The organism is Janthinobacterium sp. GW458P (assembly GCF_002127585.1).
Lineage (GTDB): Bacteria > Pseudomonadota > Gammaproteobacteria > Burkholderiales > Burkholderiaceae_D > Janthinobacterium.
Genome location: NZ_NEGZ01000081.1, coordinates 1 through 17,084, shown reverse-complemented (window position 1 = coordinate 17,084; position 17,084 = coordinate 1). Strand labels below are relative to the sequence as shown.

Annotated in this window: 11 protein-coding genes and 2 pseudogenes; 6 read left to right on the top strand and 7 right to left on the bottom strand. The window is 57.5% G+C overall.

Going from position 1 to position 17,084, the window contains the following annotated elements:
• The 4 genes from CBW50_RS29550 to CBW50_RS26520 all read left to right on the top strand — a co-directional run.
• Positions 1 to 1,715, top strand: a 1,715-nt coding sequence (locus CBW50_RS29550) for a YDG domain-containing protein (RefSeq protein ID WP_253252004.1), incomplete at its 5' end; no start/stop codon positions are given.
• Between the two features lie 6 nt (positions 1,716 to 1,721).
• Complete coding sequence (locus CBW50_RS26530; protein ID WP_086148287.1) at positions 1,722 to 3,416, top strand: ShlB/FhaC/HecB family hemolysin secretion/activation protein; 1,695 nt, start codon at positions 1,722 to 1,724, stop codon at positions 3,414 to 3,416.
• Between the two features lie 203 nt (positions 3,417 to 3,619).
• On the top strand, positions 3,620 to 5,101 hold the full coding sequence (locus CBW50_RS26525; protein ID WP_139842657.1) for a sensor histidine kinase KdpD: 1,482 nt from the start codon (positions 3,620 to 3,622) through the stop codon (positions 5,099 to 5,101).
• Positions 5,085 to 5,822, top strand: a complete 738-nt coding sequence (locus tag CBW50_RS26520) for a response regulator transcription factor (RefSeq protein WP_086148285.1) — start codon at positions 5,085 to 5,087, stop codon at positions 5,820 to 5,822. Before CBW50_RS26525 ends, CBW50_RS26520 begins: the two co-directional genes overlap by 17 nt.
• 55 nt (positions 5,823 to 5,877) lie before the next feature.
• On the opposite strand, the gene CBW50_RS26515 is transcribed toward CBW50_RS26520, so the two are convergent.
• The 7 genes and pseudogenes from CBW50_RS26515 to CBW50_RS26490 form a co-directional block, all read right to left on the bottom strand.
• Positions 5,878 to 6,411, bottom strand: coding sequence for an ankyrin repeat domain-containing protein (locus CBW50_RS26515; protein WP_086148284.1), 534 nt, complete (start codon positions 6,409 to 6,411; stop codon positions 5,878 to 5,880).
• A 581-nt stretch (positions 6,412 to 6,992) separates the two neighbouring features.
• On the bottom strand, positions 6,993 to 7,214 hold the full coding sequence (locus CBW50_RS26510) for a helix-turn-helix domain-containing protein (RefSeq protein ID WP_253252006.1): 222 nt from the start codon (positions 7,212 to 7,214) through the stop codon (positions 6,993 to 6,995).
• Between the two features lie 114 nt (positions 7,215 to 7,328).
• Positions 7,329 to 8,057: pseudogene (locus tag CBW50_RS30125) on the bottom strand (IS3 family transposase); the annotation flags it as partial.
• A gap of 399 nt (positions 8,058 to 8,456) precedes the next feature.
• A complete protein-coding gene (locus CBW50_RS29170) occupies positions 8,457 to 8,912 on the bottom strand; it encodes a hypothetical protein (protein ID WP_139842655.1) in 456 nt (151 codons plus the stop codon).
• Positions 8,913 to 8,917: 5 nt separating this feature from the next.
• Positions 8,918 to 9,364: a GNAT family N-acetyltransferase gene (locus CBW50_RS26495; protein ID WP_086148281.1), complete on the bottom strand. Its 447-nt coding sequence runs from the start codon at positions 9,362 to 9,364 to the stop codon at positions 8,918 to 8,920.
• Positions 9,354 to 10,031 carry a methionyl-tRNA formyltransferase gene (locus CBW50_RS29165; RefSeq protein WP_139842654.1) on the bottom strand — a complete coding sequence of 226 codons (678 nt, stop codon included), beginning with the start codon at positions 10,029 to 10,031 and terminating at the stop codon, positions 9,354 to 9,356. Before CBW50_RS29165 ends, CBW50_RS26495 begins: the two co-directional genes overlap by 11 nt.
• Complete coding sequence (locus CBW50_RS26490) at positions 10,028 to 10,738, bottom strand: PIG-L deacetylase family protein (protein ID WP_216356419.1); 711 nt, start codon at positions 10,736 to 10,738, stop codon at positions 10,028 to 10,030. The genes CBW50_RS29165 and CBW50_RS26490 overlap by 4 nt, the downstream gene beginning before the upstream one ends.
• 771 nt (positions 10,739 to 11,509) lie before the next feature.
• Here CBW50_RS26490 and CBW50_RS30120 point away from each other — a divergent pair.
• Positions 11,510 to 11,748: pseudogene (locus CBW50_RS30120) on the top strand (hypothetical protein); the annotation flags it as partial.
• Between the two features lie 384 nt (positions 11,749 to 12,132).
• Positions 12,133 to 17,084 (top strand): DUF4347 domain-containing protein (locus CBW50_RS26480; RefSeq protein WP_086148279.1); only part of this gene is annotated, 4,952 nt, incomplete at its 3' end.

The following is a 17,084-nucleotide window of genomic DNA, read 5'->3' as shown; positions in this document are numbered from 1 at the left end:
CCTATGACGCGACGACGACGGCGGCCCTGAATACGGCGAACGTGGCGTACTCGGGCATGGTTGCGGGCGACAGCCTCAGCCTGGGCGGCCAGGGTGTCGGCAGCTTTGCGACCAAGGATGCGGGCGCGAATAAAACGGTCAGCGTCTCGGGTTTCACCTTGAGCGGGCTGGACGCCGGCAATTACGTCGTCACGCAGCCGAGCGGCGTGACGGCGACGATCAGCAAGGCCGACCTGGTGGTGTCGGGCATCAGCGCCCTGAACAAGACCTATGATGGGAGCGCCAGCGCGACGCTGGGCGGCACGGCCAGCGTGACTGCCTTGCTCAGCGATAATGTCTCCGTTCTTGGCACGGGGACAGGCAGTTTTGCCGACGCCAACGCGGGCACCGGCAAGAGCGTCGCCGTCAGCGGCTACACGCTGACGGGCACGGATGCCGGCAACTACAACCTGGTGCAGCCGGGCAGCGTGACGGCCASCATCCACAAGGCCAACCTGGTCCTGTCCGGCAGCAAGACCTATGACGGCRGCACTGCCGTGGCCGGCGGCACGCTGACGGCCACGGGCGTGGCGGGGCAGACCTTCAGCGTCGGCGGCGCCGGCGATGCCGGCAATCTGGCCAGCAAGAACGTGCAAACGGGCGCGGCGCTGGGCAGCACCACCGGCCCCTATGACGCGACGACGACGGCGGCCCTGAATACGGCGAACGTGGCGTACTCGGGCATGGTTGCGGGCGACAGCCTCAGCCTGGGCGGCCAGGGTGTCGGCAGCTTTGCGACCAAGGATGCGGGCGCGAATAAAACGGTCAGCGTCTCSGGTTTCACCTTGAGCGGGCTGGACGCCGGCAATTACGTCGTCACGCAGCCGAGCGGCGTGACGGCGACGATCAGCAAGGCCGACCTGGCGCTAACGGGCTTGTCTGCTGCCGATAAGGTCTACGACGCCACGACCACGGCTGCACTGAACGGCACCGCCAGTCTGTCCGCTGTCATGGAGGGCGACATGGTCTTTCTGAGTGGTACGCGCACTGCTAATTTCGCGGACAAAAATGTCGGTGGCAATAAGTTGGTGACTCTCAGTGGCTACACGCTGAGCGGTACAGATGCCGGCAACTACAATCTCGTCGATCGAAACGTGCTCACCGCCAGCATCACGCCCGCATCGATCACGGTCAGTGGCATTACTGCCGCCGATAAACTGTATGACGGCACCACGGCGGCCACGGTCAACACCCGCAATGCGACGCTGGCGGGCAAGTTTGCTTCGGATGTGGTCACGATGGCCTCGACCGGCCAGTTCGCCGACGCGGGCGTTGGCGACGGCAAGGCGGTCAATCTGAGCAGTGTTTTTGGCGGGGCCGATATCGGCAATTACATCATTGCCCAGCAATCGCGCGCAGTCGCCAGCATCACAGCCGTGCCCACCACGCCGGTCGCGAGCGTCAGTGCGACGCAGATGCAGCAGGTTCAGAACACGGTAGCGCAAGTGCTGTCGTCCGTGTTGCCGCCGCAGGCTTCGGCGCAGCCGCAGGTATTTGACCTGTCTTCGACCTTGGTGGTGCAGCAGACTGGCTCTGGCAAGACCGAGCGCTCGCAGGCAGCCACCAGCCGCCCCGCGCTCAATACCGCCACAGGATTTGGCAGGCCCGAGCCGACGCTGCGCATTCAAAATGGTGGCATACAGTTGCCGCTCGTCATCACCAGCATCGCAGAATAAAAATACATGACTACTATATCCAAGCAACCTTTCTTGATGAAACCTTTGTTCGCGGCATTGTCGCTGGTGTCGCTCGATGCGTATGCCGCTGACCCGCAGGCGACTCCCAATGCGGGGTCGATACTGCAACAGTTGCAACCGGCAGTCCCTGCCGTAGTGAAGCCGCCTGCGCCGACACTGGAGGTGAGGCCGCAAGGCGATGCCGGCTTGCCGCCATCGCAGCCGATTCCTGTGAAAGCGCTGCGTATCACGGGCAATACCGCTTTTGCCACGGCAACGCTGCATGCGCTGGTCGCCGATCAGGAAGGCCGCAGTCTGACGCTGCCGCAACTTGAGGAACTGGCCGGGCGCATCACCGCGTATTACCAGGGGCATGGATTTCCAATGGCACGGGCCATCATTCCGGTGCAATCGATCACCGATGGCGTCATCATCATCCAAGTGGTCGAGGCGCACTACGGCAAGGTCCGCCTCAACAACCACAGCGAAGTGAGCGACGCCTTGCTCAATGCCAGCCTGGCTCCGCTCAGTGGCGGAGCGCCGATTGCCGATGCCGAACTCAATCGTGCCTTGCTGTTGCTGTCCGATGTGCCGGGCGTGAGTGTGAATGCGACTCTCAAGCCGGGCACAACCGTTGGTGCCGCCGACATGGATGTCGAGGCGCGCTACAACAGGATACCCCTGGCTAACGTTTCACTGGATAACTACGGTAACCGCTATGTCGGGCGCACTCGCCTGAGCGGCAACTTGAATATCGTCAATCCGTTTCATCATGGCGATATTCTGAGCGCCAACCTCGTCAGCACGGGGGAGGGCATGAATTATGCCAGGCTGGGATACGATACTTTGCTTAACGGCCAAGGTAGCAGGCTCGGCGGCGCGTACTCGGCATTGCGCTACAAGCTCGGCAGCACTGCCAGTGCGCTCCAGGCGAATGGCACGGCGACGGTTGCCAGCCTGTGGGCGAAACATCCCTTGATCCGCACCAAGCAATACAATGTCTATGCGCAATTGCAATACGATGCCAAAAATTTGCGCGATCATATCGATGTCGGCAGCCTGCGTACCGATCGTCATCTGAATAACTGGGTACTGAGTGTGAATGGTGATTTTCGCGACAACTTGCTGGGCGGGGCAATGAGCATGGCGAGTCTTGGCTGGACTGGCGGGCGCGGCAGTTTTGATGACGCCGCTGCCGCCGCATCGGATGCCTCGGCCGCGCGTACCCGCGGTGGTTTTTCGAAGTGGAATGCCAATTTCGCCCGTTTGCAGGGGCTGACGCTGCGCGACAGCTTGTACTTCAACTTCAGTGGACAATGGAGTGACGGCAATCTTGATTCTGCCGAAAAGATGACTGCCGGTGGTCCCTATACGGTCCGGGCCTATGACATCGGGGCAGTTTCCGGTGACGCCGGCTATGTAGGCAATGTGGAAATGCGCCATGATCTGGCATCGCTGCCGCTCGGGAAATGGCAGGTGCTGGCGTTTTTGGATACTGCCTATGTGAAAATCAACCGTCATCCCTGGACCAGGGCAGAAAATAGCGCAACCCTGTCCGGTGCCGGTATCGGCCTGAACTGGGCCGGCCCGGACCAGTGGCGCGCCAGCGCTACCGTGGCAACGCGTGTGGGCGCCGCGCCCGCATTGCTGACAAAACCGTCATCGCTGCGTGCGTGGCTGCTGGCAAGCAAAAGCTTCTGAATGATCGAGCGGCAAGCCAGTACCGGCTCACTATAAATGACATCTTGCAACAGCATTTTTGCGGTTTTTGGGATCTGATAAAATAGACAAAATAGCCAGTTTCTCCGACGTCTATGAGAAAAGAGAGCGAAACAGCGCGCAATCATCAAAAAATGGCATGACGCGCTGCCGACTATATATACCCAAAAAAGAGGGGATGCGGCTTGACGCACCGCACATGGCTCCAGGCCAGATTCATTGCGCTGGAGCGGGAGCGTTCTCCTGCACGACCTGAACATACTGTATCCATGGATCATCAAACAGCCAGTATTGCATTATCCATCACACAGTTATGTATTTCGGTAACGATGATTGGTGTCTATTTTGCTGCGCCCATCGAGCGTTACACGCGGCTGTGGGCCATGTCCGGCGTGCTGACCGCTGTCGGGATGACGCTCATTATATTGAATGCCGCGCGCCCACCAGGTTTTCTGCTAATGCTGGGAAATGTTGGATTGTTTTCCGGCTGTGTCATCGTGTGGGTCGGGCTGAGAGCTTTCTTCGGGCGGTCAATAAGCCGCTGGGGGTATGGTCTTGTCGCTTTGTTCGCGTGTCTGTATTTTCTGCTGATAGAAAACAAAGCGGAGTTTTCCTCGCGTGCCTGCCTGAGCAGTGCCAGCCTGATTCTGGTATTTGTGCTGTGCCTGCAAACGCTGCTGGTACGCAATCCAGAAGCCGCTTCCGGCAGGCATGGCTATGCGCGCGAAATGGCGATTGTCGGCTTGTTGATGCTGATTGCTGCGCATACGCTGCGTATCGTCGTTTTACTCTATCAGCCGGTGGCCTTCAATTCCGCATGGATGTCCCAGATCAATATAGTGGCTGTCTATCTGGTACCGCTGGCCGGAACCTTGTTGTTTTTTCCTGCCTTGCTGCTGCTGTATTTCGAGCGTATCAAGCATCAGCTGCTGCTGTCCTTGGAAGCCAAGCAGGAAGCGCTGGAAAACCAGATGCGATTCGTGGAGATGTTTTCGCACGAATACCGTACGCCGTTGGCTGTCATCCGGACCAATCTGGATATTTTGCAAAGTAAACAGCAGGCCAGCGGCCTACATTTCGCTTCCAACCTCGGGAAAATGCAGCGCGCGGTATTGCGACTCGTTGAATTGGCGGAAACTGCGCTGCAGAGGGATCAGCATAGCGAGGGAAAAGACGATATCCTTCGCGAGCCCATCCTGATGCGGGATTTTCTTCAAACTATCATTGATGAGGCCGCTGATTTCTGGAGCGAACGGGCGCCGCGACTCGGGCTTAAATGCCCGCACTCCATCGTCTTTGATGGGGATCGCAAGTTGCTCAAGACTGCAATGCTCAATGTCCTTGATAATGCGATCAAATACGGGGCTAAACAGGGGACCGTCAGTGTTCAGTTGAGGAAAAACAATGGTACATTGCTCATTACGGTGGACGACGATGGCCCGGGTATTCCAAAACATGAGCTGGACCTGGTGTATGGCAAGTATTTTCGTGGCAGTCGCACCGCTTCCGTCGCCGGCAGCGGCGTCGGCCTGTATCTGGTGCGGCGTATCATCGCTCAACATGCCGGCAGCATATTTCTCAGCAACCGTCCCGACGGAGGCACTTCAGCGACAATCACCTTGCCTTTGCCTATAGAGGAGGCGCATAGCGGTGCAATTGAAAATTAATGTGTTATTGGTCGAAGATGATGACGATTTGCGCGACAGCGTAGTGGAATGGCTGGAACTGAACGGCATGCATATCACCGCTGTGCGCAACGCGGCTGAGTTTTATCAGGCTTTGCCAAAATGTGATTTTCAGATCGCCGTCATCGACGTTGGGCTGCCGGATCAGGAAGGGTATGTGCTGGCCGAGTATGTGCGGGCCAATACCAATATGGGAGTCGTCATTTTGACTGCCCGCAGCGCGATAGAAGACAGGCTCAAAGGGTATAAATCTGGCGCAGACCAGTATCTGGTCAAGCCGGTCGATTGCCGTGAACTGTCAGCCGTGATTGTCAGTATCGCGCGGCGCGTACAGAATACTGCCGTCGACGTACCGGACATCCCGGAGCGGTGGACGATTTTTGTCACGCAGTGGGAACTCCATTTTTCCCACGATGTGCAGGTGGCGCTGAGCCTGAAGGAATTGATGTTTCTCGAATTGCTGGCGAGCAAGCCCGGTCTGCCAGTACAGAAAAAGACTATTTTAACCAAGCTGTATCAGCGCGATGACTACCATAGCGGCCGTTCGCTGGATTCATTGGTGCGTCGCTTGCGTGCAAAAATCGTATCACGGACCGGCGTCGATATCCCGATCCGAACCGTGCATTCAGTCGGCTATTGCTTCGCCGGCGAGATTGCTCTTGCTGAGGGCGACTCCCTTCAATGTTCCGTCGTGCCAGCCTAGATACTGCAGACACTTATTGCGCGATCGCAAGAAAATATTGCACCACCCGTGTCGATCATGGCGTCTGTCCCAGGCTGGCTAGGCGGGCCAGCGTCGCTTGCGCATGCATGGTTTGGGCCAGCGAGGCGGCGCTCATGCCGCGGCTGTCCACGGCGTCGATGCGGGCGCCGTGTTGCAGCAGCAATTCCAGGATGGCCAGGCGGTTGAACATGGCGGCCATCATCAACGGCGTCTTGCCGTCCGGGCTGGCGCCTTCCACGTTGGCGCCATGCTGGAGCAGCAATTCGGCGATGTCCAGGTAGCCCTTGTAGGCCACGCTGGCCAGCGGCGTCTGGCCCTGGTCGTTGGGCACGTTGGCGTCGGCGCCTGCTGCGAGCAGCAGGCGTGACGTTTCCAGGTGCCCGTGGTAGCTGGCCAGCATGATCAGGCTGTCGCCTTTTTCGTTGCGGAAGTTGACTGGCACGCCCTGGGCAAGCATGGCGCCCAGCTGCTGCGTATCACCCTCACGCACCAGGGCAAACAGGCCCTGGATGAATTCCAGCGTTTCGGCATCCATCGCTGCCGGGATTTTCCGTGCTTCGGTGTTCATCGTTTTCTTTCCGCCGGGGTAGTCCAGGCTTGCAGTCTACTATGCGGCCGGCGCCAGTGCCTTTTGCCGCGCTGCCAGCGCCGCGCCGAGGAAGAGGGCGATGGCCGAGGCACGGGGGGCGGGGTCTGGCCCGGCATTCGTACACGATCTTAGCTTTGGCTATCTCTATTTGCGGTAGGTTGCGCGTTATCAAATGCAGATACGGCAGACTGACTGTCATGCTCGAGACGTGAAAAGTGGTGGAGATGTGGGACATGGTTTGGACATCGACATGGCTGAGGTCGTGTCTGAATGGCGGACCTCGTATATTGAATATGCCGCATCTCCGTCAGATAACGAGGACGTGGTAGCGGCCAGGCGGCGTGATGCTGATCAGACCGAGTGCCTTTGAACACGTGGGTCAGATAGGTACCTTTGCCTGTTTCATTTTATTAGTCCGAACGGTACCTTGGGCCACCGCGATGTTACGAAAGCCTGTATAGCGTCGATTTTGGCCTCATCGCGCGCCGTGCCGATATCCACCAGGCATTCCTCTCGCTTGCCTGCATACTCATCTGCTGGAGATACATTCAGCGGTTTTGTTAGGCGTTCTTAGTCGTCTCGGCCTTGAGCCATCCCGATAGCTGCACCGAGTATTTGTCTAGTCCGCTAACTGATCGCCGCTCCGCATAGGAGGGCTCAGTGGTTTCCGATCGCAGGTAGCGTCGGACGGTATTGCGCGAGATATCCAGTCGCCTAGCGATTTCTCGTATTGGGATCTGGTCACGAAGGTGCCAGCGTCGAATGAAGCCGAGTAGAGCCACGTCGATCACTCCGATCTCCTGCTGATAAGACAGGTAGAATTGTGCTACTAACGTGGGTCGGATTCCGTTGCAAATTCGTGGGGAAGGTGGGGCAATTTTCAATGCAACTTAACACTCATATGTCAGGATGTAGGTAATGTCCGTGACCCAGACGCGAATTGGCTCTTGTACATTAAACTGCCGCTGCAGATGATTCGGAGCCACCAGCAACGGCGCGCCGCCACGTTTGTACTCGCGCCTGGCGTAACCCGCCTGAGAACGAATCCCAGCCGAGCGCATCAGGCGATTAACGCGATTGATGCCGCATTGTTCGCCCAGCTCTCGCAGATCGTCGCAGACCTAGTGGTAACCGTACACGCTGCCGCTTTCCAGCCAAGATTCCTTGATGGATACCAGCAGGCGCTTGTCTTCCTTGGCACGTTTGCTTTCAGGATTCAGACGCCAAGCATAAAAACCGCTCGGATGAGCCTCAAGCACTTTGCAAAGCCGTCGCACCGGGATTTGCAACGAATTGGCCTTGTAACTCAATAATTAAGGTGTACCTTACGCGGGCGTCTTGGCAAAGTACACTGCGGCCTTTTTCAAGATGTCGCGCTCTTCCGTGACGCGCCTGAGCTCGGTTTTCAGGCGCCGCACGTCGTCGGTCTGGACATCCACTGCCTTGCGCTCTTCCTCTGGGACGCCATAGCGTTTCACCCAGGCGTACAGGCTATGGATGCTCACGCCAAGCCGCACTGCGACCTCGCTAACCGGTTGCCCGCGCTGCGCCACTTGCTGGACCGCAGCAATCTTGAATTCCTCTACGTATCGTTTCCGCTCATACTTTCTCCTTGTGCCCGTAATTATGGCTCAGGAGTGTCTACGATTGTCGTGGCGATTCAGTTAGCCATCCTAGTTTTAAGCAGAAATTTTATGAGGGTGATAAAAAATCAGGCTTTTCCATGCAATATGCAGGACGGAGGCTGTGGACGATGGCACCGCCACCATCACTTTGAAGTCAGACACCGTCCAGGTTTCTAATGTTGATATGATAACTGAGCTCGGTTGGTAGCTGCGTGCGCTGACTTGCGAATTCAATCGGTCAACGCAACAAACTGCTCAAATTCTTGAACTGGTGTCTGGCAGAATACCCTGGTCCCTAACACGATCCATCGGTCTTCCATCTTTCTCGAACCTTGGATCGGGAGAAACTAAGCTACAGGCGGCTATGCACTTTTCAAATCAAACATATATCTTGTTCTTCTATGGATTGATTGTAATTGATGCCAGTGAGTAGGTTGATTGGATTTTTATTGCTCCAATCCGATTGAGCTGAGATTCAATAATCCTGTTTTCGGGGGCTATGTTTATGTAAAAATGTGGAGGTCTGATGGATTTTATTTCTTTGAGCGGCTTATGTTTTTTGTATATCATATCAATGACCTGCGGAAGAATTGATGCATCGTTAAGAAGAGATATTCCTAGACAATTGCTTTCCATAACATAGGAGCTTCCAACATAGAGTCCATCAACTTTTATCAGATACCAGGCCCTGTACGGGTGATTTTTCACAAACTTAATATGTTGGTCAAACGTTGGTATGGAGACGTTGCTTATGTTGTGTTCTCGATTCTTGAGCAATTGAAATAAAATCTCAATTTGTTTTTCGCTGCCAATAATTTTCTCAAGCTTAATAGTTTCTATCGCTTTATTATTCATAATAATCAATCAGTTCTCGTCAGGTAGAAAAAGTTATCATCTTCGTCGATTTTTATGAACCCATATCTTTCAAATATCCTTAGGCTTGCCTTGTTTTCCTTTTTTATTGTGGCTGTTAATTTAATAGTGTTGGATGTTCTATATTTTTCAATGGAGTTCGCAAGAAAATCATACGCTAAGTTTTTTCCGCGCATACTTGGATTGAGGTTGATTGAGACTTCTGCGCCACTCATTTTTTTGTCGGTATCAAACCTGCAGATACCTACTTTTCCTTCGTTGACTATTCCTATGTAAATTTTTCTTAATTGATTGGTTAAGCTGCTTTCAAACCATTTTTTATGTTCCTCTAAAGTCACGACATTGTTGCTTATGAACATCTGGCAGCTAACGGGGTCATTTCTCCATGTGAAAACATCTAAGGAATCATTTATATCAGCATCTTTAATTTTCATTTCGATATAACCTTACTTTTGCATATAGTTCATTGTCGCGGATGAAGGAATTTGAAAATTCAATTTTGTAATAGCCAAAATTTATGTAGGCATTTTTATAGCTAGCCCCATCAACCATTCTTATTCTGTCAAAAAGCTCCTTTATTGAATATTCACTCTTCAATTCATTGTCTTCATAAGTTAGTCGACTGAATGGAACTATGTTGCCATATTGCTCTTTAGGTTTGATGTTTTCTTGGCAAATTTTAATAATGAGCTTTTCAACGCAAACAGAAATTCTTGAAAAAATTTCTGAAATGGTGCCATCAAGAGATACTTCGATGGAATCATAAATAGGGCCGCCATCAAGAATTTCTGTCATTCTTAATGCACATACAGGTGAATTCTCTATTCCTCTTAAAATCAAATTTTGAACTGGACTGCCGCCCCTTCCATAAGGTAATGGAGCTGTGTGAAATACTATACATTCATATCGTTCATATATTTCGGAATCAACTTTCCAGTTCCAATGCGGGAAAAAAATGTATCGTGGATTGATTTTTTTCAAAAATTCCAGATTGAGCTGGTCTTTGGTGTGAATTTCAATTATATTTAAACTTGCATATTCCGCAGTCTTAGGGTGTTCTTTAAACCAGTCTTTAGAAGACGCTACTACATAGTTAATCATCTTTCTATCTTTCGTATGATTTCAAAAGCTTCAGCGTAGTGCAGCCCAACTTGGTTGCCCCTATGTTTGGCTAAATTTTCAAGCCCCTCGAATGAACGTGTGTGAGGGGAGTCACGCATTTCCATTTGGTATTCTTCCAATGCTGCTAATTTCTTTTTCCACGTATTTTTAATATCAACATAAAGATTCGGATAAAACAAATCTGTTATTGATCTGTGACCATAATCTGTAGCAGAAGCAATTTCGAAAGTCCGAATCTCTTGCCAAACTTCATTAGGTTGAGGTCGAAATGCAGTCAGGGTTGCTTGACTTACAACGCGATGGTCAACATTTAAGTCTGCTGAGCTATGTGTATAAACTATTGTCGGTTTAATAGTGTTTTTTGCTTTTTCAATTACTTTTGCAACTGCTAATAGTGGCACTGTATCCATTGCATTGTCTGGAAAACTTCCGCCTTCTATCCAGGTTAAGCCGAGTATTTTTCCTGCATTAATCGAAGCTTGAGTGCGAATCTTAATTTCTTCTTCATTTTCACCACCCCTCGCACCAACGCCATCTGTCATTGACACTGCATATACAATATCTCCATTCTCAACGTGCCTAGCAATTGTTCCCCCTAATCCCAATGCTTCGTCGTCGGTGTGGGCAATCACTACCAATACTGTATGCCTGTTCATGGTGCTGCTTAATTGTGTATTTCTATTCATTCTTGGTTTACTTTTCTAATCAACTAATGAAGCACCTAAGCAGATAGGTGCTAAAATCAAGAGCAATTTTATGCTGCATGAAGCTTCGTGTCACGTATGATGATAAAAAGATGTCTTTTTGAAATTTTCCACTGCTGGTCTCTGTGTAAGCTTGGCACGAATTAAGCGTTAATTCAGAATAATTTACGTTAGCTGAAAAAGACTAAACACTAAAAAAGTGACAAAAAATGGCACATGGGTTTTCGGTAGCCTACCAATTGATTTACTTGATTCCTTTAGTCACGTAACTACTGAGCGGAAATGATCTCCCGTTTGGCGCTGTAAGATAACTCCGTGTCAATGTAACAGCTAAGCCCCTGATTTTTCAGGGGCTTTTTTGACTGGCAAGTGTCAACAGTCTATAGCAGAGCCAAGTATGTCTTCTTCTGTTTAAGGGTACGTCAACATGATACCTGAATGCAGTGACGATTTAAAATCTGTCCGGATAGGGGACGTAGTCTGTTGACGGCACAAGAAGCGCGGACCCAGCGTGAAGAGGACGCGTGGCGAGCCCTGCGACGACGATCGATGTAGTTTCCGCTTCCGATGGCCAGCAGCAGAGGATGTATTGCTTTATGGTAAAGGGTATTTCATACCAGTGGTGTGACGGGGTCCGTGTAATGCTGCAATGAGCATTGCACCTGCCGCGTAGCGCGGATGTAACGGCGTCGTGCCGCGGCGGCAACGGTCACTATGGTGGCCTGCCGCAGGCTGGCTGTAGTTTGGGGGCAGGTGGCCGTAGCGAGAATATGTTCTATCGTGCAATGCAAGACATCAGCTGGTTGTGCGTCCGAATCGTCGCAAGCCCTGGCTGCTCCCACGGTCGCGGTGCAGCCTGTCCCTACGTTGGACCGCGTACCCTGAATACTGTCGGCAAGTTCGACAACCGCTTTAACTTCATGCGCGGCATTTTTTCCGATAACGTTGACCGCCTGGGGCGCCATTCGAAAAGCATCTTGATTGCGCACCTGCCAATCATGCGCCACGGGGTTTCCATGAGCTGAAATACCTGACAAAAATAGTCAGAAGAAATGTTTCTTTATTGAATTTTCATAAAGCCCACATTATCATATGTGTAAGAAACGCATTCGCCGCCTGAGCACACCTGACGAAACCAGCCGCGCGCGGCCACTTGTGCCCGCCGCTGCGGTTTTGTCCGGCGTGGCAAGGCTGTGTGCGCGTCGCGGGGGGGATGGATGTGCCGGCATTCCATATTGCTGGCAGCAATGCCATTGCTGTTCAGGTTCTGATGCCTGGACTCTGCCGTCCACGATGCTGAATGCATGGGTAAGAGATCGTCCGCCAGACCAGATTGTCTATTGCCCTGAAATCATTATTCTTGACGGGAGACAGGCATGGCGTGGTGGAAGTCGCGGGAAAAGACGAGCGTGGCGGCGACGGGAAAGCGTTCGCGGCTGTTATTGCAGGCGCTGGAGCCGCGGCTGATGTTCGATGGCGCTGCCATGCACAGCGCGCTGGTGGCGCAGCATGCCGACGTGCCCCATCCGGCGCCCGAACGCATGATGGAAGCGGCCGCCGGCGAACGGGCCCAGGAACGCCATGCCGCTGCCGGGACGGCGCCGCCGGCCAGGCAGGTGGTGTTCATCATGTCCGATATCGCCAACTACCAGAGCCTGACGGGCCAGCTGCCGCAGGGCGCGGACGTCGTCGTGCTCGATGGCGGCAAGGATGGCCTGGCGCAGATGGCGCAGTGGGCGGCGCAGCACCACGGCTATGCGGCCATGCACATCGTGTCGCACGGCGAGGCGGCCAACCTGATGCTGGGCAGCACAGCGCTCACCGCCGATAATTTGCAGGGCCGCCAAGCGGAACTGGCCGCGCTGGGCGCGGCCCTCAGGCCGGGCGGCGATATCCTGTTGTATGGATGCAACATCGGCGCCGGCAGCGGCGGCGCTGCCTTCATCGGGCGCCTGGCGGAACTGAGCCATGCCGACGTGGCCGCCTCGGCCGACGCCACCGGCACGGCCCGCCTGGGCGGCAACTGGTCGCTGGAGCGCCAGGCCGGCAGCGTCGAGGCGCAGGCCCTGCAGCTCGACTATCAGGGCCTGCTGGCGCGTCCCGTCAACGGCGTCACCAGTTTCAACTCTTTTCCGGGGGGAATACTTACCAATGGCAGCGCCGATGGCCCGGGGCTGACCGCATTGAATATTGAAGGCTGGGATTTCACCTTGCGCGGGGCCAGCGCCATGGATTGCTATATCGCCGCCGACACCTTGACTTACCAGACGATGCTGATCAGCGGCACGAGCAACAATGGCGTAGCGCTCGACTACATGATGGTCAAGCCTGGCGATGGCAGCGTGTTCCGGCTCGATTCCGTGGACCTGGCGGTTGCCGGGCTAACGACGGGCACTGTCGGAACCTTGCAGCTGATCGGCTTTTACAATGGCGCGCCGGTGTCCGGCGCCATCTACAGCCTGACGGTGACGGATGCCTACATTGGCGGGCAACTCGTGACCTTCAACCTGTCGGCGAATAGCGCCTTCCAGGCCATCGATTCCTTCCGCGTGCAGACGGACGGCAGCTACCAGGTCACGGGCGCATTTGGCATTGACAATATCAGCGCCAGCAACTTTCGCATGCCTAACGTGGCGCCCTACCTGGCGCCTGGCGGCGGCAGTGCGGCCTACCGTGCCGGCAACGGCAATGCGGTGGCCGTCGATGGCGGCATCATGGTCGGCGACAACGACAACGCCACGCTGGCCAGCGCCAGGGTGGCGATCACGGGCAATTTCCGTTCGGGCGAGGACTTGCTTGCTTTTAACAACAGCAACGCTAGCATGTACGGCAATATTTCTGCCAGCTATAACAGCAGCACGGGCATACTGAGCCTGACTTCCTCTGGGGCAACGGCGACCCTGGCGCAGTGGCAGGCGGCCCTGCGCGCCGTCACCTACCAGGATACCTCGCTCGCCCCCTACACGGCGACGCGCACCGTCAGCTTCACGGTCAATGACGGCAGCGCTGACAGCTTCAGCACCAGCACCAGCGTCACGCTGAGCGCCGATGCGGCCCCCGTGATCGGCAACTTGCATGGCGACAATCCCACGTTCACGGAAAAGGGCGGCGCCGTGCTGCTCGATAGCGGCATGGCAGCCACCGTCGTCGATAGCGACACGGTCAATTTCAACGGCGGCAACCTGACCGTGCATATCAGCGCCTATGGCCGCAGCGGCGATATCCTGGGCATCGATACGGGCGGCACGGTGGCGCTGAGCAGCGGCACCAGCGCGGGCAGCGTGGTGTCGGTCGGCGGCGTGGCCATCGGCGTGATTGCCGTCAACGGCGACGGCATCAACGGCCGCGACCTGTGCATCACCTTCAATGGCAACGCCACGAGCGCGCGTACCGCCATCCTGTTGCAGGCGCTCAGCTACAACAGCAGCAGCAATGATCCCGGCGCCAGCCGCACGGTCAACGTCAGCGTCAATGACGGCAAGGGCGCCAGCGGCTCGGCCGACGTCAGCGTCAGCATCCGCGCGGTCAACGATGCGCCCGCGGCCAGCGCCACGGCGCTGGCGCCCGTATTTACGGCTGGCGGCGCGGCCGTGCCCGTATTCAGCGGCGCCGGCGTCAGCACCGTGGAGGCGGGCCAGGGCGTCCTCGCGCTGACGCTGAGCGTGTCCGGCCTGCGCGATGGCGCCAGCGAAATCCTGCTTGTCGATGGCAGCAGCATCGCCCTGGTCAACGGCAATGTGGTGACGACGGCAGGCAACGGCGCCACGGTGACGGTCGCCGTCAGCGGCGCCACGGCCACCGTCACCATCAGCAGCAGCGGCATGTCGGCCGCCGCCGCCGCTGCCTTGATCAACGGCGTCAGCTATCGCGATACGGCGTCCGCGCCCACGTTCGGCGCCCGCGTCGTGACGCTGACGTCCGTCATGGACAACGGCGGCACGGCCTATGGCGGCAGCGACACGACAGTCCTGTCGCTCAGCGCCAGCGTCAGCGTCCAGGGCGTGCCCGTGGTTAGCACCAGCGGCGGCAGCGCAGCGTTCACGGCAGGCGACAACACGGCTTCCACGCCGGTCACGGTGGACGGCGGGCTGACCGTGTCGGACCCGGACAGCGCCACACTGGCCAGCGCGACGGTTGCCATCACGGGCAACTTTCATGCGGCAGAGGACGTGCTGGGATTCACGGCGGGCGGCGCCTTCGGCAATATCAGCGGCAGCTATAACAGCGGCACCGGCGTGCTCACGCTCACCTCGGCAGGCGCCAGCGCCACCCTGGCGCAGTGGCAGGCGGCCCTGCGCTCGGTTACCTATACCGATAGCGCGGTCACGCCGAATGGCGCGACGCGCACCATCACGTTCCAGCTGAACGACGGCGCCAGCAGCGGCGCGGCGGCCAGCCGCGCGGTGACGGTGACGGCGGTGGACCAGACGCCCATCGCCACGGCCTCCGGCGGCGCCGCCGCGTTCATCGCTGCCAACAATGGCCTGTCCGCGCCGGTGGCCGTCGACAGCGGCATGCTGTTGTCCGACCTCGACAATACCACCTTCGCCAGCGCCACCGTGTGGATCGCGCAGAACTTCCGCAGCGGGCAGGACAGCCTGGCTTTCGTCAATACCAGCGCCAGCACCTTCGGCAATATCGTCGCGTCCTACAATGGCGGCACCGGCGTGCTGACCCTTGCGTCCTCGGGCGCCACGGCGACGGTGGCGCAATGGCAGGCGGCCCTGCGGGCCGTGACGTACAGCAACAGCGCCGTCACCCCCGACACGGCCGTGCGCGCCGTCAGCTTCGTCGTCAACGACGGCACGAAAAGCAGCGCGCCGGCGCAGCGCGCGGTGAGCGTCGCCGCCACCGCGCAGACGCCCGTCGTGACGGTGGGCGGCGGCAGCACGGCCTTCACGGCGGGCGACAATGCCGCGTCCATGCCGGTGCGCGTCGACGGCGGCCTGACCTTGTCCGACCTCGACAGCACGACCCTGGCCAGCGCCAGGGTGGCCATCACCGGCAATTTCAGGGCCGGCGAGGACATCCTGGCGTTTGCCAATGACAATGCTGTCACCTATGGCAACATCAGCGCCAGCTATGACGCCGCCAGCGGCGTGCTCACCCTCACGTCCGGCGGCGCCAGCGCCACCGTGGCGCAATGGCAGGCAGCCCTGCGCGCCGTGACCTACGTGGACAGCGCCGTCACGCCGCAGACGGCCACGCGCGGCATCAGCTTCCAGGTCAATGATGGCGCGGGCGACAGCAACAGCGTGACGCGCTCCGTGACGGTGGCCGCCGTCGACCAGACGCCGCTGCTGCAGGCCGGCGGCGGCAGCGGCAGCTTCCAGGTCGGCGGCGCGCCGGTGGCCGTCGATGGCGCCATCGTCGTGTCCGACCGCGACAGCGCGACCCTGGCCAGCGCCACGGTCAGCCTGACGGGCAATTTCCATGCGGGAGGAGACGTGCTGGGGTTCACGGCGGGCGGCGCCTTCGGCAATATCAGCGGCAGCTACAACGGCAGCACGGGCGTGCTGACGCTTACCTCGGCGGGCGCCAGCGCGACCCTGGCGCAATGGCAGGCCGCGCTGCGTTCCATCACCTACGCCGAGCTCGCCGCCACGCCGAACACGGCCACCCGCACGATCGCGTTTGCCGTCAACGACGGCAGCAAGACGAGCGCCGTCGCCACGTACGCCATCGCCTTGCAGCTGCCGCCCCCGGCCGTGGCCGGCCTGGACGCCGCCAGCGATACGGGCGCCAGCGGCACCGATGGCGTCACCAGCAATGCGCGGCCCGTGGTGCGCGGCACCGCGGTGGCGCATGCGCTCATCACCATCCTTGTCGATGGCGTGGCCGTGGACACCACCGTGGCCGATGCGGGCGGCGCCTGGAGCTATGCCTTTGCCGCCGCGCTGGGCGACGGCACGCACGGCATCGCGGCGACCGCGACGAGCGGCGGCGTGAGCAGCCTGCCGTCGGCCGTGCTGACGCTGCTGATCGACAGCGTCGCCCCGGCCGCGCCGCTTGACCTGGCGGTGTCGCATGGCGGCAGCGCGAACCGGCCCGTCTTCAACGGCAGCGCCGAGGCGGGCAGCGTGGTTACCGTTTTCATCGACGGCGTGGCGGCCGGCACGGCAAGCGCCGATGCCGGCGGCCGCTGGACCTTCCAGGCCGGCGCGACCCTGGCCGATGGCCAGCACAGCGTGACGACGGTCGCCACTGACCTGGCGGGCAATGCCGGCGCGCCGTCCGCCACGCTGGGCTTCAAGGTGGGGCCGCCGGCCGCGCCGGGCAATGTCGTGCTGGCGCCCGGCGCCGACACGGGCGCCAGCGCCAACGACGG